Source organism: Mobilicoccus sp. (assembly GCF_032060985.1).
GTDB lineage: Bacteria > Actinomycetota > Actinomycetes > Actinomycetales > Dermatophilaceae > Mobilicoccus.
Window position 1 is genome coordinate 24,404 of sequence record NZ_DAMBGD010000018.1, and the last position, 19,671, is coordinate 44,074.

Genomic DNA, 19,671 nt, shown 5'->3' on the forward strand with positions numbered 1-19,671 from the left:
CGCGGGGCAGGAGGCCGCGGGGCGGGAGGCCGCGGAGCGGTGGGGAGGAGGTGGCGGCGAGCGCCGGGTCGGAGGTCAGTCCTGCAGCTGGTCCCAGACCTCGCGGTCGCGCTCGGCGGTCCAGATGCGGGGCCAGTCGATGCCCTCGTACTCGTCCCACACCCTCTGGACGTCGAACGGGAGGCAGTGCTCGAAGATCGGCCAGTGCCCGTAGGTGGGCGCGAGCGCGGCGTGGGTGGCCTCGAACGCCTCCTTGAGGGTGCCGCCGCGCTCGTGGACGGCGCCGACCTCGCGGAGCATGATCGCGATGAAGTCGCGGGTCTGCTCGATGGCCGCGTCGACCTGCTCCCGGCCGTGCGTCACGCCACCGCGACCCCCGATGAGGGCCTCGGCCTCGAACGCCTTGACGGCGTCGAGCGTGGCGCCGGACCAGTCGTGATGGAACGCATCCCCGGTGTACAGCGCCGCCTCGGCCTCGACGAGGTCACCCGCGAAGAGGATCCGCGGCTTCTCGACCCACGCGACGATGTCGCCCGCCGTGTGCCCGCGGCCGCAGTACGCGAGGACGAGATCGCCTCGGTCGCCGCCGAGCGCGATGCGGTAGGTGTCGGAGAACGTCTCGGTCGGGTGGGTGAGCCCGGGGATGGTCTCGGGGTGGGCGAACAGGCGCGGCATCCGGCCGTACTCGCTGTCCCAGTCCTCCTGCCCGCGTTCGTCGATGAGCCTCCTCGTGTTCTCGTGCGCGACGATGATCTCCGCGTCGTACGCCGCGGCGCCGAGCACCCGCACCGCGTGGTAGTGCGACAACACGAGGTACTTCACCGGCTTGGCGGTGTGCGTCCGGAGTTCGTCGAGCCATCCCTTCGCCGCCGCCGGGGTGGCGAGCGCCTCGAAGCACACGAGGAAGTCCTCCCCCTCGATCGCGCCGATGTTGGGATCTCCCTCGGCGGTGAGGGCGTACACGCCGTAGGCGAGGACCTCGAGGGTGCGGGTCTTCTCGCCGAGGTCGGCGGAGGAGGCGAAGGGCTTGGCCATGGTGGCTCCGTTCGGTGATCGAGGGGACGGACGGTCGTGCCGAGGTCGGCGCCGGTCAGTGGCCGGACATCGTGTGCAACGGCTTGTTCGTGCGGTCCTTGATGAAGAAGATCGACACGAGCGAGATGACCGTCACGGCGCTGAGGTACCAGGCGACGTTGACGACGCCACCCAACTGGATGGTGATGTACTCGGCGATCATCGGGGCGAACGCGCCTCCGAACACCGCACCGATCGCGTAGGACAGGGAGACGGCCGAGAGTCGGATGCGCGCGGGGAACATCTCGGCGAACATCGCCGACTGCGGGCCGTAGGTGAAGCCCTCGGGGATCGCGATCCACAGCAGCGCGAGGCCGACGAGGAGGACCTCGCCGCGCTCGACGCCGGCGTGGACGAGCCAGAACGTCGGGAACATGCCGACGAGCATGAGGACGTACCCGATCTTGTAGGTGAGGGTGCGGCCGATGCGGTCCGAGAGCATCGCGCACGCCATCGTCGTCACGGCCCACAGCGCGGCCGACACGAGCGCCCACATGAGGACCTCGGAGCGGGGCAGCCCGTTCTTGCTCGCGTAGCCGAGGATGAACCCACCGACGAGCATGTAGCCGAAGGCGTTGTTGGCCATGAACGACGCCGCGGCGATGACGATGTCCTTGAAGTTGTGGTGGAGCAGATCGCCCTGCTTGACGGTCGCGACGTCCTTGATCTCCTTGAGTTCCTCGAACACCGGCGACTCGGCGACCCGGCGGCGGATCCACCAACCGATGACGATGAGGACGACGGAGAAGAGGAACGGGATGCGCCATCCCCACGCGTCGAACTGCTCCTTGCCGAGCGCCATCGTGAGGACGGTGAGGAACGTCGTCGCGAGGAGCATGCCGAGCGGCACGCCGATCTGCGGGTAGGCCCCGAACTTGCCGCGCTGCCCGTGAGGGGCGTGCTCGACGGCGAGCATCGCCGCGCCACCCCACTCGCCGCCGGCCGAGAAGCCCTGGAGGCAGCGCAGGACGATGAGGAGGATGGGGGCGGCGATGCCGATCTGGTCCGCGGTGGGCAGGAGGCCGACGAGCGTCGTCGCGACGCCCATGAGGCCGAGGGTGAGGACGAGCACGACGCGGCGTCCGAACCTGTCACCCACCCACCCCATCGTCAGTGCGCCGGCGGGACGGAAGAAGAACGCGACGCCGAGCGTGGCGAACGCCGCGAGGTCCCGCCACTCCCCGAGGCCCGAGAAGAACAGCTTTCCGAACAGCAGCGCCGCGACGTTGGCGTAGATGAAGAAGTCGTACCACTCGATCGTCGTGCCGATCATCGTGGCCATCGCGACCCGGCGGTACTCCGACGGGGACGTCGTGGGGGCGTCGGCGTCGTGGTAGATGTCCGGCTCGACCGGCCCGGCGGAGGGGGTCGAGGGATGAGGGGTCGATGACATCGTCGTCCTTTCCCGGCGCACGACGTCGTCCAATCCCGGCGTTCTCCCAGTGTGCGGGGGAATAACCGACCGGTCGGTCGGTCACTGCGACACCGTAGGGCCCCCCTCGTTGTGACCGGGAGCACAGCGCGACGAACGCGCGACGAGGGGCCGTTTCTCCGCGGTCAACGGTCGTGCGATACCGCTCGTCGCGGGGGCGACGCGAGGCACGAGGCACGATCCATGGCGAGCCCCCGAGGATGCAGCCGAGGCCGCAGGCAAGGATGAAGGCACGTGGCTGCCATCACGACCACCCCACCGCATCCTCGAAGGCATCCTTACCCCGGCGGGATGCGCATGAGGAGAGCCCCCGACCGTGGCGGTCGAGGGCTCTCGGTGCTCCGGATGACCCGGCGCTCGCGGCGGTGGCGGTGGGATTCGAACCCACGGTGGAGTTGCCCCCACACACGCTTTCGAGGCGTGCTCCTTTGGCCGCTCGGACACGCCACCGTGGGTCACCCTACAAGAGCGTGAACGGGCCCGTGAAATCCGCAGGGGCACAGGGCCGGGGGTGCCGAGACGTCACTGCGGAGTCAGGCGTCTGCTCCGTGTCCTCGGGTCGGCGATCCCTCCTGCACGGTCTTCGAGGCGCGGCGGGCGGCGAAGAACTCGGCGAGCGGGGCCGCGCAGGCGTCCTCGTCGAGCCCGCCGACGACCTCGACGTGGTGGAGGGCGCGAGGATCGCGCACGAGATCCCACACCGATCCACAGGCGCCGGCCCGGTCGTCCCAGGCGCCGAACACCACTCGATCCACACGCGCCTGGACGAGCGCGCCCGCGCACATCACGCACGGTTCGAGGGTGACGACGAGCGTGCACCCGTCGAGACGCCACGAGCCACGCGCCGACGCCGCCTGACGCATCGCGACGATCTCGGCGTGACCGGTCGGGTCGCCGCGCTCCTCCCGGACGTTGCGGCCTCGGCCCACGACGGCCCCGGTCGCATCGAGGACGATCGCGCCCACCGGGACGTCCCCGTGGGTGAGGCAGTCCTGCGCGAGCGCTCGGGCCGCCGCGAGCCATGGCGTGAACTCCGCCGCAGCCGGCAGGCGAGGCAAGGTGCCCGAGTCGAGATCCACCGGATAAGTTTCCCCCATGCGCGTCCACGTGGCCGATCACCCGCTCATCAACCACAAGCTCACCTATCTGCGCGACGAGCGCACCGACTCCCCCACGTTCCGGCGTCTGGCGGAGGAGCTCGTCACGCTCCTCGCCTACGAGGCCACGCGGGAGGTCCGGGTCGAGCCGTTCGACATCCGCACGCCGGTCGCGCCGACCTCCGGCATCAAGCTCGCCAACCCCAAGCCGGTCATCGTGCCGATCCTGCGCGCCGGCCTCGGGATGCTCGAGGGCATGACCCGCCTTCTGCCGAGCGCGGAGGTCGGGTTCCTCGGGATGGTCCGCGACGAGAAGACCCTGGGGGTGACCGCCTACGCCAACCGCCTCCCCGAGACGCTGCACGGCCGCCAGGTGTTCGTCATCGACCCGATGCTCGCCACCGGTCACACCCTCGTCATGGCCTTCGAGTTCCTGCGTGACCTCGGCGCCGACGACATCACCGCGGTGTGCCTCCTCGGCGCCCCCGAGGGCATCGAGGCCGTGCGTGAGAGCGCCGACCAACTCGGCATCCCCGTCACGCTGGTGCTCGGGGCGATCGACGAGAGGCTCGACGAGAACGGGTACATCGTGCCGGGTCTCGGCGACGCGGGCGATCGTCTCTACGGCGTGGTCTGACACACCCCGTCCGGGTCGATGGCCCCGGACGGGGTCGGCCCGATCCCACCACCGCGCGACCGCACCGCGCGAGGCCCCACCGCCGTCGGCGCGGGACCGTCCCCGGCGCGCCGCAGGCGGGGTGACGCCTCGGGTGGGGGCGGTGTGGTTCGATGGCGTGGGGTGTCAGGCGATCCCGCGCGTTCGCGACCCCAGGAGCCCGACCAGGAACACCCGAGCCTGGAGGACCGTTTCCACACCACGCGCATCCGGACACGTCCACGACCCGACCGAAAGCGAGGAGATCGATGCCCCTCTCGATCAAGAAGGTGTTCACGTGGATCTTCTGGATCTTCATCCTGTGGGCGATCTTCACCTCTCCCAACAAGGCCGCCGACATCATCGTCACGATCTGGGAGATCATCGTCAACGGCCTCAACGCGATCGCGACGTTCTTCGACCGACTGCTCACGGCGTTCTGACGCCCGGGAGGGCCCATGGGGGAACACCGGCTCGACAAGTACCTCACCCCCGGTGAGCGCGTCGTCGTCGCGACGCACCGCCACTGGGCCGCCATCGCCGAGCCCATCGCCACCGCGGCGGTGACGCTGCTGCTCATCGCCTTGGCCTTCGCCGGGGGCGCGCCGCCCGGCCTCGTCCAGGCCCTGCTCGTCGCCTGGCTCATCGTGTTCGGTCGCGCGGCGATCAGCGTGTGGGAATGGAACGACGAGTGGTTCATCGCAACCGACCAGCGTCTGCTCCTCATCTACGGATTCATCATCCGCAAGGTCGACATGCTGCCCCTGTCCAAGGTGACGGACATGACGTTCCGCCGTTCGGTCCCCGGCCGAATTCTCGGTTACGGCACCTTCATCCTCGAGAGCGCGGGCCAGGACCAGGCGCTGTCCGACGTCCACTTCATCCCCAGCCCCAACGAGACCTACCTCGACATCGTCGCGACGATCTTCAAGACCGGTGACGACGACGCCCCGCCCGAGGACCACCCGGAGCGGGACGATCACGACCCCGACGATCCGGACGACCACGACTGGCTCGGCAGGGGGTCCGAGGGCCGGTCGCGCCGGGAGGACAGGCGCGGCGGCCGACGTTCCCGGCGCGAGGCCCGCGACGAGCGGGAGGAGGACGACCCCACGGCGCGGGCCGTCCTCCGGGGCCGGGTCGTGCGTCTCAACCACCACGACGACCGTGGCTGGGACGACCCCGACACCGAGAGCTTCGACCTCCCCCGGGTGCACCGCCGGGCGGGCGAGGGGGCGCCGACCGGCGAGCGACACGTCGACAGGCACCGCCTTCGGCGGGATCCGGACTACGCCGAGAGCCTCTACCGCGCCGGCCGGCGGGACGATCGTCGGGGCCGCGGGCGCTGAGACATCCCCGCCAGGCCGCGGCCGGGGTCGCTCCCCGGACTCGGCCCGCCCAGATCAGGGGGTGGCCGGGGCGGCCTCGGAGGGCCCGTCGGGGCGCGGTGCAGCGGGACGGCCGGGGGGCAGACCGATCTCGGCGCGGAGGGCCTCGATGTCGACCTCGCCGGGGTCGCCGCCCTCCTCGTAGACCCGACGTCGCTCGGCGCGGACGCGCTGATCGAGCTGTTGCCGCATCCGCTCCTCCTCGGTGACGAGGGGCCGCGGCGCGAGCAGGTGGTAGAAGCCGAGGGCGTTGCCCCAGTTGTCGGAGAAGTTGGCGAACTGCACGACGTCGGGGACGGTGACGACCTCGCCGTAGGGAACCCGGGCGTCGTCGAGACGCCGGACGGCGACCCCGATGTCCTCAACCTCGAAGCGCACCCGGGCGTTGTTGCCGCCCGGCCGCTCGTGGCCGGTGGAGATCTGCAGCCACGCGCCCTCGCACACCTGCCATTCGAGGAAGTCGTCCATCGGCTTGGTGTCGGGGCCTCGGCCGAACACGTGGGTGTAGAACTCCTGCACGTCGTCGTGATCGCCGGCGTTGATCGCGAAGGTCATGCCATGGAGTGAGCGCGGGTCGGCCATACGGCCAGGGTAGAGCACCTGCGCAGCCCGCCCCGCCGCCCGCGGTTCCGGACGTATGCACTGAATCCGGCTGCGCGGTGGCGCGACTGCGACCGGCCACGCCGAACGGTCAACCCCGGCACGACCCGGACGATGAGGGGGTATCCACTGTGCGCGGACGACTGGAGGGACCCGTGAGCGGCCACGCCGACGACACCCTCCTGTACTGCATCGCCGCCGCCTGTGGAGTGGTCCTCGCCCACGGCGTCGACGCCTTCGCCTCGCGGGGCCGCCGGGTCGACGGCGGGCATCCCCTCGCACTCGCGCTCCTCGGCCTGGCTGTGGTCTCACTCGTCGCCGGTGGTCTCGTCGCGACGTCGGCGACCGACGTCCTCGTCGTCGTCGCGTCGTGCGCCGCGGTGGCCGTGAGCGCGCTGCCCCTCACCGGCGTCCGCCTCGGCCGCGCCGAGGACGGCCCCGCCAACCCCTGGGACCGGGCCTACCGCGTCCAGCCCGGGCGGGTCGCCCAGCTCCTGTCACGGCGCCCCGGGCGGCGGGCGGAGGTCCACCCGGGGCCGGACGACGGCGAGCGGCCCGGCGCGACGATCGCGGGCGCCGTGCGCCCCCCTGGCGCGACGCCTGACCCCGAGCCCGTGCCGCCTGGCGCGTCGACCCCCAACCTCGACCCGGGCGGCGCGCGCCGGGGCGTCGTCGTCCCTCCGGCGGACTCCGGACGTCCCCCGGCCTCGACCCCCGAGGTCTATGAGGCGGAGGAGACGCTGCACGACGTCACCGAGGTCATCGGCGACCTCGGCCGCCTCCTCGGCCTCGACCGGCGCCCGCGGCGCGAGGTCTGAGTCGCGCGGTCTGAGTCGCGCGGTCTGGGTCGCGCGGTCTGGGTCGCGCGGTCTGGGTCGCGCAGTCCGGTCGCCCGGGCCCCTGAGGAGGCCGCACCGCGCACGGTGACGTCTCCGACCCGGACCCGCCCGTGAGGATGACCCGCTCGTGGACATGGCCCGCTCGTGGACGTGACTCGCTCGTGGACATGAAGAGACCCCGGTCGCGTGGATGCGAACCGGGGCCTGTGCTGATGTCCGTGGCGCGCCCGAAGGGATTCGAACCCCTAACCTTTTGATCCGTAGTCAAATGCTCTATCCGTTGAGCTACGGGCGCTCGTCACTTGCGGCGACGTCGTGAGACTGTACCCGCCTCCGACGCGGATTGCGAATCGGGCAGCCTCCGGCCGGAGGGGCGCGAACCGGGGCCGGGCACCCGGGCACGACGACCCGCGGCGCGTCACGGCATCCGCGGCGGTCGGCCCGTCGTGAAGTCGTCGAGCAGCCGGCACCAGGCCGTCGGGGAGGGCGTCCGGCAGGGGGCACGACCCACTGCCGACGCGGTGCCGACGCCGTGGTGAGGCGTTTCACACGGCCGCGCGAGGACTGTGCTGACCGTCCGTGACCCAGTGATCCCCCTGCCCAGCTACGGTGAAAAGCCTCATCCACGTCCACCACATGGAATAAGAACAGGCTCCGCTCGGGACGGACGGCACGCAGCACACGCCTCCGATCTACGCTGGAGAAGACGTGACTCACTGGAGAGACCACGAAAGGGATGGCGTGACCATGACGACGACCTCGACGGAGATCCCCACCACCGGGGGTACCACGCACAAGGAGCTCGCGGACTGGGTCGAGGAGGTTGCCGCCCTCACGACCCCCGACAAGATCGTCTGGTGTGACGGTTCCGAGGACGAATGGAACCGGCTGACCCAGGACCTCGTCGACGCGGGCACCTTCGTCAAGCTCGACAAGAAGCCCAACTCCTTCTGGGCGGCCTCGGACCCGGCCGACGTGGCCCGCGTCGAGGACCGCACCTTCATCTGCACCAAGGAGCAGGAGGGTGCCGGCCCGACGAACCACTGGATGGCGCCCGACGAGATGAAGAGCATCATGTCCGACCTCTACCGCGGGTGCATGCGCGGCCGCACGATGTTCGTCATCCCGTTCGTCATGGGTCCGCTCGACTCCGACACCCCGATGTACGGCGTCGAGATCACCGACAGCGAGTACGTGGTCTGCTCCATGCGCATCATGGCCCGCATCGGCAAGGACATCCTCGCCAAGATGGAGGAGACGGACGCGCCGTTCGTCAAGTGTCTGCACTCGGTGGGTGCGCCGCTGGAGGAGGGGCAGAAGGACGTCGCCTGGCCCTGCAGCGACACCAAGTACATCTCCCACTTCCCGGAGGAGCGCACCATCTGGAGCTACGGCTCCGGCTACGGCGGCAACGCCCTCCTCGGCAAGAAGTGCTACGCACTGCGGATCGCCTCGGCGATGGCCCACGACGAGGGCTGGCTCGCCGAGCACATGCTGATCCTCAAGCTCACCAGCCCCGAGGGCAAGGTCCACTTCATCGCGGCGGCGTTCCCGAGCGCCTGTGGCAAGACCAACCTCGCGATGATCGAGCCCACCGTGCCCGGCTGGAAGGCCGAGATGGTCGGTGACGACATCGCGTGGATGCGCTTCCGCGACGGCAAGCTCTACGCCGTCAACCCCGAGAACGGCCTCTTCGGCGTGGCGCCCGGCACGGGCTACCCCACGAACGAGAACGCGATGCACGCCATCGAGAAGGGCAACTCGATCTTCACCAACGTCGCCCGCACGCTCGACGGCGACGTCTGGTGGGAGGGCATGACCGACGAGGACCCCGCGGAACTCATCGACTGGCACGGCAACAAGTGGACGCCGGACAGCGAGAACAAGGCCGCTCACCCGAACAGCCGGTTCTGCACCCCGATCCAGCAGTGCCCCGTCACCGCCCCGGAGTTCGAGGACCCCAACGGTGTGCCGATCTCCGCGATCCTCTTCGGTGGCCGCCGCAAGACCACGGTCCCGCTCGTCACGGAGGCCCGGGACTGGAACCACGGCACGTTCATCGGCTCGACGGTCTCCTCCGAGACCACGGCCGCGGCCGCCGGTGCGGTCGGTGTCGTCCGCCGCGACCCCATGGCCATGCTGCCGTTCATCGGCTACAACGCCGGTGACTACCTGCAGCACTGGGTCGACCTCGGCAAGGAGCACGCCGGCGCGATGCCCAAGGTGTTCCTCGTCAACTGGTTCCGCCGCGACGAGGACGGCGGGTTCGCCTGGCCCGGATTCGGCGAGAACAGCCGCGTGCTCAAGTGGATCGTCGAGCGCCTCGAGGGCACCGGTGAGGGCGTCGAGACCCCCATCGGCACCATCCCCGCCGAGGGCGCGCTCGACGTCGAGGGGCTGTCGATGAAGGACGGCCAGCTCGAGACGGCGACGAAGTTCGATGCCGAGGAGTGGAAGGCCGAGATCCCGCTCATCGAGGAGTGGTTCGAGAAGTTCGGCGACAAGCTCCCCCAGGAGCTGCGTGACGAGCTCGACACCCTGAAGAAGAACCTCGGCGCCTGACGCACGATCCGCTCGAAGGCCGGTCACCGTTCTCGGTGGCCGGCCTTCGGCGTCTCCGCCGAGGGGCACCACGCCCCGAGGTGACCGCCCCCGCGGCCCGGTCGCTGCACGCCGACGGTCGGCGTCGCCTCGTCCATCCTCCGGCGACAGTGGGCTCACAGGGGTGGCAAAGCCTCGACGCGGACCGTCGAGGACATGGCTACCGACACCACCACCGCCGACCGTCGCGTCCTCGACCGCGCCCGCCGGCTCCTCGATGAACGACCTCGCCGTCGTCGACACCCGACCTCCCGCCACGACCCGACCCCGACGTCACCCTCACCCGCCATCTCACCTCCGCCTTCGCCTCGCCCGACCGAGGCGAAGGACGGGACGCCGACGTCGGCACCGGAGCGTCGCGTCGGCGAGACGCGGTCATGGTCCGTCGGCGAGCGGCTGTCCCTTGCCGCTCTGCTCGTCGGCACCCTCGGGTTCTGGCTGTACGGACTCGACGCCAACGGCTACGGCAACTCCTTCTACGCAGCGGCCGCTCAGGCCGGCTCGCAGAGCTGGTCGGCGATGTTCTTCGGCTCCTCCGACGCCGCCAACGCGATCACCGTCGACAAGCCGCCCGCCTCCCTGTGGGTCATGGCGCTCTCGGTGCGCCTGTTCGGGCTGAACTCGTGGGCCCTGCTCGTGCCGGAGGTCCTCATGGGCGTGGCCACCGTCGCCCTCGTGTACGGCTGCGCCCGTCGCCACGCGGGCCACGTCGCGGGGCTCGTCGCCGGGCTCGTCCTCGCCGTCACCCCGGTCGCGACGCTGATGTTCCGGTTCGACAACCCCGACGCCCTGCTCGTCCTGCTCCTCACCGCGGCGACCGCCGCGACGCTCAGGGCCGTCGAGAAGGCGTCCGGGCGGTGGGTCGTCCTCGTGGGGGTCCTCCTCGGGTTCGCGTTCCTCACCAAGACGCTCCAGGCGTTCCTCGTGCTTCCCGTCCTCGGCCTCGTGTACCTCGTCTGCGCTCCGACGACGCTGTCCAAGCGCCTCGCGCACAGCCTCGCCGGCACCCTTGCCCTCGTCGTCTCCGGTGGGTGGTGGGTCGCGATCGTCGAGCTCCTCCCTGAGTCCGCGCGGCCGTACATCGGCGGCTCGCAGACCAACTCCTTCCTCGATCTCACCTTCGGCTACAACGGGCTCGGACGCCTCAGCGGTGACGAGTCGGGCTCGGCGGGTCCGAACTCCGGGACGGAGAGCATCGTCCGCCTGTTCTCCAGCAGCGTCGGGGGCCAGATCAGCTGGCTCATTCCGAGCGCTCTCGTCTTCCTCGTCGTCGGGCTGTGGGCGACCGGCCGTTCCCCCCGCACGGACCTGCGACGCGCCTCCCTCCTCCTGTGGGGCGGCTCGCTCGTCGTCACCGGGCTCGTCTTCTCCCTCATGGCCGGCATCTTCCACGAGTACTACACCGTCGCCCTCGCCCCGGCCGTGGCCGTGCTCGTCGGCACGGGCGCGGTCGACGCCTGGCGGCGTGTCCGCGCCCAGGAGAGGCGGTGGGGGTCGGTGACGCTCTCCGTCGCGACTGCCGCAGCGTCCGTGTGGGGCTTCGTCCTCCTCACCCGCGTCGCCGACCAGGCGTACGGCACCCTGAGGTACGTCGTCCTCGCCGTGGGTGGCGCCTGTGCTCTCCTCCTGCTCGTCACCGAGCGGATGCACCGACGTCTCGTGCCGGTCGTCCTCGCCGGGGCCCTCCTCGCGAGCCTCGCCGGCCCCACCACGTTCTCGATCTCGACCGTCAGCCAGGGCTACAGCGGTTCGATCGTCACGGCGGGTCCGGCCGGCGCCGCGGGTGGTCCCGGCGGGATGAACGGTCCCGGTGGCTTCCCTCCCCCGCAGACGCAGGGGACCACCGGAGCGACCAGCGCCACCGGAGCGGGCGGCCCCACCGGCCGCAGCCTCGGAGGCCTCCTCGATGCCGGCACGCCGGGTGACGAGGTCGTCGCGGCGCTGCGAGAGGAGGCCGACGCCTACACGTGGGTCGCCGCGGCGGTCGGCTCTCAGAACTCCGCGGGCCTGCAACTCGCGAGCGGCGAACCCGTCATGGCCGTCGGCGGGTTCAACGGCTCCGACCCCTCCCCGACGCTCGCCCAGTTCCAGCAGTACGTGGCCGAGGGGAGCATCCACTACTTCGCCGGCAGCGGCCAGGGTGCAGGGCCGGGAATCGGCGGCAACGGAACCGCCGCGCAGATCACGAGCTGGGTGACCGAGAACTTCACCGCCGTGACGCTCGACGGGTCCACGTTCTACGACCTCACCCGACCCGTCGCCGACTCCGCGACATCCACCACCACCACGACGACCACGAACTGAGGTGACCCCCGATGAACCCCGATACCACCCTGACACCGACACCCGTGCTCGACGTCGTGGTCCCGGTCCACGACGAGCAGGCGAGCCTGGCTGCGTGCGTCACGCGGCTGCACGCCCACCTCGCGATGTACTTCCCCTACCCGTTCCGCATCACGGTCGCGGACAACGCCAGTACCGACGACACGTGGTCCGTGGCCGAGGCCCTCGCCCGCGACTTCCACGAGGTCACCGCCATCCGCCTTCCGGAGAAGGGGCGCGGTCGAGCGCTCACGGAGGCCTGGCAGGCCTCCGACGCGACGGTCCTCGCCTACATGGACGTCGACCTCTCGACCGACCTTGACGCATTGTGGCCGCTTGTCGCGCCACTCTTGAGCGGCCACAGCGACGTCGCGATCGGGTCCCGGCTCGCGAACGGCTCCCGGGTCGTACGCGGCACCCGTCGCGAGGTCGTCTCCCGCTGCTACAACCTCCTCCTCCGTGCCTCCCTGGGCGCACGGTTCACCGACGCGCAGTGCGGCTTCAAGGCGATCCGCGCCGACGTGGTCCGTGCCCTCCTCCCGCATGTCCGCGACACGTCGTGGTTCTTCGACACCGAACTCCTCGTGCTCGCCGAGCGGTGCGAACTGCGGATCCACGAGGTGCCCGTCGACTGGTTCGACGACCCGGACAGCCGCGTCGACGTCGTCGCCACCGCCCTGGACGACCTCCGCGGTGTGGCCCGACTGCATCGGGCGCACGCACGCGGAGAGGTGCCCACGAGACAGATCGCCTCCACACTCGGCCGGGGACGTCTGCGCACCGGACTCGTGAGCCAGGTCGCCCGGTTCGCCGGGGTGGGTGTGTTGAGCACCGGTGTCCACCTCGGTCTGTTCGCCACGTTCCATGGCGCCGGCGTGGGGTCTCAGACGGCGAACACGCTGGCGCTGCTCACCGCGACCGTCGTCAACACCGCGGTGAACCGCTCGTGGACCTTCGGCGCGACCGACGGCGCGTGGCGCCAGCAGGCCCAGGGCCTCGGCCTCTTCGGCCTGTTCTGGGCCCTCGCGGCCGGGGCGCTCGGCCTCCTGGACGCCGTGGCCCCCGGGGCCGGGACCGGGGTCCGGACCCTGGTCGTCGCGGTCGCCAACGTCCTCGCCACCGTCGTGAAGTTCGGGGTCTTCCGCCGGAGCATGGACCCCGATCGCGGAGACCGCGGCTTCTTCGTCGCCGACGACGACCAGGCGGAGTTCTCGCGCTGCCCCGCCCAGGATCGTGACGATCGCGAGGATGCCCATCCCGGTCGCGTCGGACGCCCCCTGTCTCTCCTCGTGCCACCTCGGACCCCCGCTGTGGCCTGACCCGTGGACCCATGGAGCCGGCCACTCCTCGGAGCCGTCGTAGGCGTGTCCCCCACCGTTCTCGCGGTGGGGGACACACCTGTGTTCGTTCCATGACGGCGCCCCTGCGTGTGGGCTGCTCCCCACGGTCGTCCTGTGCGAGATGTCGACGTCCCCCGCTGCTGTCGGCGGGCCTTGGCCTCTCTGCGTCCCTCACGGTGGTCACCCCGGGCGCGCCTCGTCCGCGATGAACCACCATCGAGGCGGGGCCGCGTGTCCCCCTGACCGTGGTGAGGCCGACCGAGCCGTGACACGCCAGGACGCCGACCGATCACCGTGAGCAGGTGACCGGTCGGCGCCGTCGTGGGGATCCTCGGGTCGATCTCAGGAGGCAGGGCCGCCTCGGGGTCGGGGTGTCTGTCGAGACAACGGGGGCACCGACAGGGCCGACGAGACAGGGAACACGCCTGCGGCAGCGCGGAACTCGGCCGAATGAGGAGCAGGCGAAGCGGCGCGGTGTCGACCTGTCCCCCGACGCGACCGGCCGTTGAAGAGGCCGAGAGCGGGGCTCATCCGTCCGTTCCCGTCTCGGGCACCGCGTCGGTGTCGTCCTCGGCCGCCGGGACGTCGCCCCTCGCGACGTCGCCCGAATCGGCGGACGTCCCCCGGGTGCGATCGGAGCTCGGGGCACCCGCCGGCGCGCCGGGGGGGCGCCCTCCAGCCTGTGGCCCCCCTTCCATTTCATCCCCCTGCGGTCCGCCGTCGTGGCCCCCGCCGGACGCGTGTGGCCCGTGCATGCCGGCACCACTCGACGCGCCCGTGCCGGCAGGCATGGCCGCGGCAGCGGCAAGGGTTCCCGCCGAGGCGAACGAGAGGGCGAGCGCAGCGGCGACTGCCGTCTTCCTGCCCGACCACCGTGGCGGGGTGAGGGCAGGTGCAGTGGCCGGGCCGCGCGAGCCCGGCGGGTCGACCGCGGCGGGCGCGGTGCGCCTCATGTGATCACGGAATGGCATGAGTCCTCCTTCGCGACCCCGATCTGCGGGGACGACGGTGCGATGGCTTCACCGTCGTCCGCGATCCCATGACCCTGCTGTGGAGAGGCCACGACCCTGCCCAGACTCCGCAGCCCACCGCCGCCGTCTGTTCGCGATCGCGACGGTCATCCCCCTTCGAAAGCCTGCGTCCACAGGCGACACATAGGCGGCGCACAGTCACGAGGGGGGAGCCTGCGTGTCTACTGGTGGCCATGACCTCAGCACCCCGCCTCACCCGCCCCGACGGCTCACCGGTGCGGGTGCTCGTCGTCGACGACGAAGCCAACCTCACCGAGTTGCTGTCGATGGCGATGCGGTACGAGGGCTGGGAGATCCGCACCTCCCACGCCGGCGCCGACGCCGTGCGCGTCGCACGCGAGTTCCGGCCCGACGCCGTCGTGCTCGACTGGATGCTGCCGGACTTCGACGGCCTCGAGGTGCTGCGCCGCATGCGAGGCGAGGACCCGAACATCCCCGTCCTGTTCCTCACCGCCAAGGACGCCGTCGAGGACCGCGTGGCCGGGCTCACTGCCGGTGGCGACGACTACGTCGTCAAACCGTTCAGCCTCGAGGAGGTCGTCGCACGCGTGCGGGCTCTCATGCGCCGCACGGCCGTGACGACCGACGACTCCTCGGCGCTGCTCGTCGTCGGAGACCTCACCCTCGACGAGGACTCCCACGAGGTCACCCGGGCCGGCGACGACATCACCCTCACCGCCACCGAGTTCGAGCTGCTCCGGTACCTCATGCGCAACCCCAAGCGGGTGCTGAGCAAGGCGCAGATCCTCGATCGGGTGTGGAATTACGACTTCGGGGGGCAGGCGAACGTCGTCGAGCTCTACATCTCCTACCTGCGCAAGAAGATCGACGTCGGGCGCGACCCGATGATCCACACGATGCGCGGCGCCGGGTACGTCCTCAAGCCGGCGTCGTGAGCAGCAGACTCTCGGGCGTCGTCGTCCCCTCGGGCCCGGCAGCGGGCCCCGCGGGGGGACGACGCCGCGGACCGTTCTCCGGGTGGACGTTGCGCCGGACGCTCGTCGTCTCGATCGTCGCCCTGTTCGCGCTGGTCACGCTGGCGAGTGGCCTCGCCATGAGCGCGCTGCTCGAGCGCAGCCTCGTCGCCGAGCTCGATTCGCGGGTGGCGAGCACGGCCACCCGCGTGCTCGGCCCGGAGGGTCGGCGCGACGACCGCCGAGGACCCCCGGCGGACGCGGGGCAGCGCCGTCCCCTCGCCGACATGCTCGTCGTGGTCGTGCGAGGGTCGACCGTGCAGACGAACACCGTCGCCACCCGGAACGGGGGGTCGCGGTCGCTCTCCATCCCGCAGGTCCAGGCGTTGCTGGAGGCGGGCCTGACGAGCCGCCCCACGACGGTCGACCTCGGCGAGGACCTCGGTCGATACCGCGTCGTCGGGGTGACGACGCCCGACGACGCGCGCGTCGTCACCGGCCTGCCGATGCACCCTCTCGAGGACTCGGTACGCCAGATGCGACTCATCACGGCCGGCCTCGGGCTCCTCGGGTTCCTCCTCGTGGGGATCGGCACGGCGTTGCTCGTGGGCCGCGCGTTGCGCCCGCTCGATCGCGTCGCCGCCACGGCGACACGCGTCGCCACCCTGCCGCTGTCGAGCGGCGAGGTGGACCTCGCCGAGCGTGTCCCGAGCCGCGACACCGACCGGCGCACCGAAGTCGGGCAGGTGGGCGCGGCGCTCAACGACCTCCTCGACCACGTCGACGTGTCCCTGCGGCACCGGCAGGAGAGCGAGACTCAGCTCCGCCGGTTCGTCGCCGACGCGAGTCACGAGCTCCGCACCCCGCTGGCCTCGATCCGCGGCTACACCGAGCTGTCGCTGCGCGACGAGCAGCTCCCCGGCGACGTCCGCACCTCGTTGGAGCGCGTGGAGTCGGAGTCGGCCCGCATGGCCACCCTCGTCGAGGACCTGTTGCTGCTCGCCCGCCTCGACGCGGGACGCGACCTCGCGCGTGAGCCCGTCGACCTCACCCGACTACTGCTCGAAGCGACGAGCGACGCCCGTGTCGTCGGACCCGATCACCGGTGGCGCCTCGACCTGCCCGAGGAGGCCGTCGAGGTCGTCGGTGATCAGCCGCGCCTCACCCAGGTCCTCGTCAACGTGCTCGCCAACGCGCGCCTGCACACCCCTCCGGGGACGACGGTGACGGGGGCGCTCCGCGCCGAGGGCGGCGAAGCGGTGGTGACGATCTGCGACGACGGCCCCGGCATCGACCCGGCGCTGTTGCCGACCGTGTTCCAACGGTTCTCCCGCGGGGACGCCGCCCGCGCCCGCACCCAGTGGTCGACCGGGCTCGGCCTGTCGATCGTGCAGGCCGTCGTGACCGCCCACCGCGGCACGGTCGACCTCGAGTCCCGGCCGGGCCGGACCTGCCTCACCCTGCGCCTCCCCCGGGCGTGAACTCGCGCGCTCACCCCGTCGCGCCGCGGGCCGCCCCTCCGTCGTCCACCGATGACGGCACACATCGGCCAGATCGCAGCACGCCGCCAGGCGGCCTCGGTCACCGCGCGGATCGCCGCGGCGGACCGCGTCGCCGCACGACGGAGGACGGATGGCGGAGGACGGATGGCGGAGGACGGTCGACGGAGGACGTCGCGGAGGAAGCCCGACATGCGAAAGCGCCCCCGACGGTGGTCGGGGGCGCTTCTCTGGCGGAGGCGGAGGGATTTGAACCCTCGATGGGGTTTAACCCCCAAACCCGCTTAGCAGGCGGGCGCCATAGACCGGACTAGGCGACGCCTCCACGCCGAATCCGTGACGCCGCGAGCAGGACCCGCAGCGTGAGACACAGCAGAGGTCAGCCTACCCGGCGCCCTGCGCCGAGACAAAAAACCGACAGCGACGAGACCGACGGTGGTGCCGCGGCGAGCCTCCGCTCGACCTCGTCCGAGGTCGCCGCCGACCCACCGCGCTCGCGCGACCCCGCCCGCACCATCGCCGCGCCCTGGCGACCCCACCGTCGCCCGACTCCGCACGACCGGAGGACCGGCGGGGGCACCTCCGCCCGCGCGTTATCATGGGAGGTCGGGGCTGGCGAATTGAGGCCGGACGACGTAAGACGGCCGATGACCACAGGGGCGGCGTCGGTCGGCCGTCCGACGCGAGGGGAGAAGCGATGAGCAGCGGGAATCCCGGTGTGCCCGGGCCCGAGCCGCGACGCGGGCTCGGCGCCCTGCTGGGTCTCACGACGCTCGGAGCCATCCTCCCCGGCTCGGGGTTGCTCCTCAGCGGTCGACGCTGGCTGGGCGGGCTCATGCTCTCGGCGTTCGTCCTCTCGGTCGTCGGCGCGGCGGCATTCGTCTACGTCAAGGGCCCGACCGAGGTCGCGCTCTTCCTCGGCGTCCGACGCAACCTCCTCCTCGTCCTCGTCATGGCCGGGATCGTCGCCCTCGTCCTGCTCGCCGCCTCCCTCGTCCACACCGCCGCCCTCAACTGGCCGTCACGCCCGCAGACCGCCAAACGCGCGCTGGCCGGCGTGTTCACCAGCGTGCTCGTCCTCGGCGTCCTCGCGCCGGCGGCGCCCGCGATGCAGTACGTGATGATCCACCGCGACACGGTGTCGTCGATCTTCTCCCACGGTGACGTGCGCCGAGGTGCGGGCGCGGCCACCCCGATCGGCAGCGGCAAGGACGCCTGGCGCAACTCCCCCCGCGTCAACGTCATGCTCATCGGGTCGGACGCCTACCCCGGCCGCCCCGGCATCCGCACCGACTCGATGATGGTCGCGAGCATCGACACGGTCACCGGTGACACCGTGCTCTTCGGCATCCCCCGCAACCTCGAGAACGTGCCCCTCGGCCCCGGCAACCCGCTCTCGCAGGTCTACCCCAAGGGGTACGACTGTGGCGACGAGTGCCTGCTCAACGAGGTCTGGAACGAGGGCGACAAGCACAAGGACCTCTTCCCCGGCGACCCCATGCCGGGCCTCACCGCCACGCGCCTCGCCCTCTCGGAGATCCTCGGCCTCGGCATCGACTACGCCGTCGTCATCGACATCCGCGGGTTCTCGGCCCTCGTCGACGCGATGGGTGGGGTCGACATCACGGTCAAGGAGCGCATCCCGATCGGCGGCAAGGTCAAGAACGGGCAGATCGTGCCGGGATCGATCAACGGCTGGATCGAGCCCGGACCGCAGCACATGGACGGCTACACGGCCATGTGGTTCGCCCGGTCCCGCGCGACGACCGACGACTTCAACCGCATGGGGCGGCAGCGCTGCATGGTCGGCGCGATCGTGCGCCAGGTCGACCCCGCGACGATGCTCGAGCGCTACCCGGAGCTCGCGAAGGTCGCCCGCGACCACGTGTACACGGATGTGCCGCCGGAGCACCTGCCCGCGTGGGCGGAGCTCGTGAGTCGGATCCAGAACGGCAAGATCCGGTCGCTGCCGTTCACGAACAAGATCGTCAAGGTCACCGACCCCGACTACGACCACATCCACGAGGTCGTCCAGAACGCGATCTCGCCGCACCCCACCGAGGGCGTCCCCGCGCCGACGGGGTCGACGCCGCGCTCCACGCCCACCCCGCGTCCCTCGTCGAGCCCGTCCCCCGGGGAGCCGGCCCAGGGTCTCGTCGACGTCAAGAACGCGTGCTGACCCGCGCGCGCCACGACCGCACGGCCGCCACCGTCATGACCAGCAGGGCGGCGATCGCCACCCACCCGGCATAGAGCGCGTACTGCTTCACGACGACGACGGCCGCGGCCCCCAGCCACGCCCCGAGGAGGACGCACACGGTCTGGGTCGCCGCCGCCGTCGCGACGTCGAGAAGGACGAACGTGCGAAACCGCCCACGGGCCGTCCCGAGCGCGACGATGACGAGTTCCCGTGCGACGGGTAGCGGGACGTAGGTGAGCACGATCGCCACCGCCTGGTAGCGCCGCACGAACGCCTTGGCCCGAGTGATGCGCCGCAGGGCCCGTGGGGAGTCGCCGCCGACCCGGGTGAGCGCGGCGTCGCCCCACAACCGTCCCGCCCACCAGAACACCCAGTGGAACTTGACGATCGAGAGGATCCCCCCGAGCAACGGCCACAGCCAGGGGCCCTCCCCGACCCTCGCGGTGGCGCCGACCGCCACCAGCGCGGGCCTGCTCCCGGTGATCACCGCGAGCAGCGCGGGGTCGACGCCCAGCAGCCATGCCCGCAGCGGGATGGCGACGAACCCGTAGGCGGTCACGAGCAGCAGCCCCCCGGCCACGACCGCCTCGGTCGCACGGCGTCGCCCCTGCGGGTCGAGCCTCGCGTGCGGAGTCGGGTGGGGAGCGGGTGCTCTCGTCGGTGCGGTCGCGGCGGAGCT

Annotated in this window: 15 protein-coding genes and 3 tRNA genes; 10 read left to right on the forward strand and 8 right to left on the reverse strand. The window is 71.3% G+C overall.

Annotated elements, in window-relative coordinates; translation table 11 throughout:
* Positions 1-75: 75 nt before the first annotated feature.
* From RT054_RS13280 to RT054_RS13295, 4 genes are all read right to left on the reverse strand, one after another.
* Positions 76-1,035, reverse strand: coding sequence for an MBL fold metallo-hydrolase (locus RT054_RS13280; protein ID WP_313024389.1), 960 nt, complete (start codon positions 1,033-1,035; stop codon positions 76-78).
* Positions 1,036-1,090: 55 nt separating this feature from the next.
* Positions 1,091-2,467: an MFS transporter gene (locus tag RT054_RS13285; RefSeq protein ID WP_313024392.1), complete on the reverse strand. Its 1,377-nt coding sequence runs from the start codon at positions 2,465-2,467 to the stop codon at positions 1,091-1,093.
* A 402-nt stretch (positions 2,468-2,869) separates the two neighbouring features.
* Positions 2,870-2,956, reverse strand: a tRNA-Ser gene (locus RT054_RS13290).
* Positions 2,957-3,039: 83 nt separating this feature from the next.
* Positions 3,040-3,585: a nucleoside deaminase gene (locus RT054_RS13295; protein ID WP_313024395.1), complete on the reverse strand. Its 546-nt coding sequence runs from the start codon at positions 3,583-3,585 to the stop codon at positions 3,040-3,042.
* A gap of 16 nt (positions 3,586-3,601) precedes the next feature.
* Between RT054_RS13295 and upp the strand changes: the two genes are divergently transcribed.
* The 3 genes from upp to RT054_RS13310 all read left to right on the forward strand — a co-directional run bounded on the left by upp (position 3,602) and on the right by RT054_RS13310 (position 5,607).
* Positions 3,602-4,240, forward strand: coding sequence for a uracil phosphoribosyltransferase (upp, locus tag RT054_RS13300; RefSeq protein WP_313024398.1), 639 nt, complete (start codon positions 3,602-3,604; stop codon positions 4,238-4,240).
* A gap of 287 nt (positions 4,241-4,527) precedes the next feature.
* Positions 4,528-4,701, forward strand: a complete 174-nt coding sequence (locus RT054_RS13305) for a hypothetical protein (RefSeq protein WP_312717861.1) — start codon at positions 4,528-4,530, stop codon at positions 4,699-4,701.
* A gap of 15 nt (positions 4,702-4,716) precedes the next feature.
* Positions 4,717-5,607 (forward strand): PH domain-containing protein, encoded by an 891-nt coding sequence (locus tag RT054_RS13310; RefSeq protein ID WP_313024401.1) that lies wholly within the window; start codon positions 4,717-4,719, stop codon positions 5,605-5,607.
* Between the two features lie 54 nt (positions 5,608-5,661).
* On the opposite strand, the gene RT054_RS13315 is transcribed toward RT054_RS13310, so the two are convergent.
* The gene (locus RT054_RS13315) at positions 5,662-6,228 is read right to left on the reverse strand and encodes a VOC family protein (RefSeq protein WP_312717863.1); all 567 of its coding nucleotides are present in this window, start codon (positions 6,226-6,228) and stop codon (positions 5,662-5,664) included.
* A 173-nt stretch (positions 6,229-6,401) separates the two neighbouring features.
* Here RT054_RS13315 and RT054_RS13320 point away from each other — a divergent pair, with 173 nt between their 5' ends.
* Positions 6,402-7,064, forward strand: coding sequence for a hypothetical protein (locus RT054_RS13320; RefSeq protein WP_313024404.1), 663 nt, complete (start codon positions 6,402-6,404; stop codon positions 7,062-7,064).
* Between the two features lie 240 nt (positions 7,065-7,304).
* Here RT054_RS13320 and RT054_RS13325 read toward each other — a convergent pair.
* Positions 7,305-7,380 (reverse strand) — tRNA-Arg (locus tag RT054_RS13325).
* Positions 7,381-7,832: 452 nt separating this feature from the next.
* Here RT054_RS13325 and RT054_RS13330 point away from each other — a divergent pair.
* The 5 genes from RT054_RS13330 (at position 7,833) to RT054_RS13350 (ending at position 16,774) form a co-directional block, all read left to right on the forward strand.
* Positions 7,833-9,647, forward strand: coding sequence for a phosphoenolpyruvate carboxykinase (GTP) (locus tag RT054_RS13330; RefSeq protein WP_313024408.1), 1,815 nt, complete (start codon positions 7,833-7,835; stop codon positions 9,645-9,647).
* A gap of 195 nt (positions 9,648-9,842) precedes the next feature.
* On the forward strand, positions 9,843-11,990 hold the full coding sequence (locus RT054_RS13335) for a glycosyltransferase family 39 protein (RefSeq protein ID WP_313024411.1): 2,148 nt from the start codon (positions 9,843-9,845) through the stop codon (positions 11,988-11,990).
* Between the two features lie 11 nt (positions 11,991-12,001).
* Positions 12,002-13,327 carry a bifunctional glycosyltransferase family 2/GtrA family protein gene (locus RT054_RS13340; protein WP_313024414.1) on the forward strand — a complete coding sequence of 442 codons (1,326 nt, stop codon included), beginning with the start codon at positions 12,002-12,004 and terminating at the stop codon, positions 13,325-13,327.
* A 1,225-nt stretch (positions 13,328-14,552) separates the two neighbouring features.
* Entirely contained in the window at positions 14,553-15,275 is a 723-nt protein-coding gene (locus tag RT054_RS13345; RefSeq protein ID WP_312717872.1) for a response regulator transcription factor, read from the forward strand.
* A complete protein-coding gene (locus RT054_RS13350) occupies positions 15,272-16,774 on the forward strand; it encodes a HAMP domain-containing sensor histidine kinase (protein ID WP_313024419.1) in 1,503 nt (500 codons plus the stop codon). Before RT054_RS13345 ends, RT054_RS13350 begins: the two co-directional genes overlap by 4 nt.
* Positions 16,775-17,023: 249 nt before the next feature.
* Here RT054_RS13350 and RT054_RS13355 read toward each other — a convergent pair.
* Positions 17,024-17,117 (reverse strand) — tRNA-Ser (locus tag RT054_RS13355).
* Between the two features lie 372 nt (positions 17,118-17,489).
* On the opposite strand from RT054_RS13355, the gene RT054_RS13360 reads away from it, so the two are divergent.
* Entirely contained in the window at positions 17,490-18,971 is a 1,482-nt protein-coding gene (locus RT054_RS13360) for an LCP family protein (protein ID WP_313024422.1), read from the forward strand.
* On the opposite strand, the gene RT054_RS13365 is transcribed toward RT054_RS13360, so the two are convergent.
* Positions 18,955-19,572 carry a hypothetical protein gene (locus tag RT054_RS13365; protein ID WP_312717876.1) on the reverse strand — a complete coding sequence of 206 codons (618 nt, stop codon included), beginning with the start codon at positions 19,570-19,572 and terminating at the stop codon, positions 18,955-18,957. The two genes, RT054_RS13360 and RT054_RS13365, sit on opposite strands and share 17 nt — an antisense overlap.
* Between the last annotated feature and the right edge of the window lie 99 nt (positions 19,573-19,671).

What these genes read in the sequence shown, in the direction of transcription:
- RT054_RS13335 (WP_313024411.1), top strand. Translation starts at nt 9,843, where the DNA reads ATGGCTACCGACACCACCACCGCCGACCGTCGCGTCCTCGACCGCGCC.
- RT054_RS13285 (WP_313024392.1), bottom strand. Translation starts at nt 2,467, where the DNA reads ATGTCATCGACCCCTCATCCCTCGACCCCCTCCGCCGGGCCGGTCGAG.
- RT054_RS13310 (WP_313024401.1), top strand. Translation starts at nt 4,717, where the DNA reads ATGGGGGAACACCGGCTCGACAAGTACCTCACCCCCGGTGAGCGCGTC.
- RT054_RS13345 (WP_312717872.1), top strand. Translation starts at nt 14,553, where the DNA reads ATGACCTCAGCACCCCGCCTCACCCGCCCCGACGGCTCACCGGTGCGG.
- RT054_RS13305 (WP_312717861.1), top strand. Translation starts at nt 4,528, where the DNA reads ATGCCCCTCTCGATCAAGAAGGTGTTCACGTGGATCTTCTGGATCTTC.
- RT054_RS13340 (WP_313024414.1), top strand. Translation starts at nt 12,002, where the DNA reads ATGAACCCCGATACCACCCTGACACCGACACCCGTGCTCGACGTCGTG.
- RT054_RS13280 (WP_313024389.1), bottom strand. Translation starts at nt 1,035, where the DNA reads ATGGCCAAGCCCTTCGCCTCCTCCGCCGACCTCGGCGAGAAGACCCGC.
- upp (WP_313024398.1), top strand. Translation starts at nt 3,602, where the DNA reads ATGCGCGTCCACGTGGCCGATCACCCGCTCATCAACCACAAGCTCACC.
- RT054_RS13360 (WP_313024422.1), top strand. Translation starts at nt 17,490, where the DNA reads ATGAGCAGCGGGAATCCCGGTGTGCCCGGGCCCGAGCCGCGACGCGGG.
- RT054_RS13330 (WP_313024408.1), top strand. Translation starts at nt 7,833, where the DNA reads ATGACGACGACCTCGACGGAGATCCCCACCACCGGGGGTACCACGCAC.
- RT054_RS13315 (WP_312717863.1), bottom strand. Translation starts at nt 6,228, where the DNA reads ATGGCCGACCCGCGCTCACTCCATGGCATGACCTTCGCGATCAACGCC.